At 79.2% G+C, this 231-nt stretch carries 1 pseudogene; it reads right to left on the minus strand.

What is annotated here, in order from left to right:
- Window positions 1-231 (minus strand): annotated as a pseudogene (locus tag KVT44_RS57430) (ubiquinol-cytochrome c reductase cytochrome b subunit); the annotation flags it as partial.

Consider the following 231-nt stretch of genomic DNA (forward strand, 5'->3'; position numbering starts at 1 on the left):
GGCCGGGGTAGACGCCCTCGGGGGCGCTCGGCTCGAAGAAGGGCGGGGGGTAGGCGCCGGTCAGGATCAGGATCAGGAAGGTGAAGAGGCAGCCCTCGCCGAGCATGAGGGACCAGGGGTCCGGGAGGCCCTTGCGCAGGTTGCCCTTGCCCGGCGGGTAGGGGCCGGGCCGCCCGCCGGCCCGGCCCCCCGGGCGCCCCCCCGCCGGCGCCTCCCCCCTTCCCCCCCCCC

This window comes from Streptomyces sp. GbtcB7 (assembly GCF_019091445.1).
GTDB classification, from domain to species: Bacteria; Actinomycetota; Actinomycetes; order Streptomycetales; family Streptomycetaceae; genus Streptomyces; species Streptomyces mirabilis.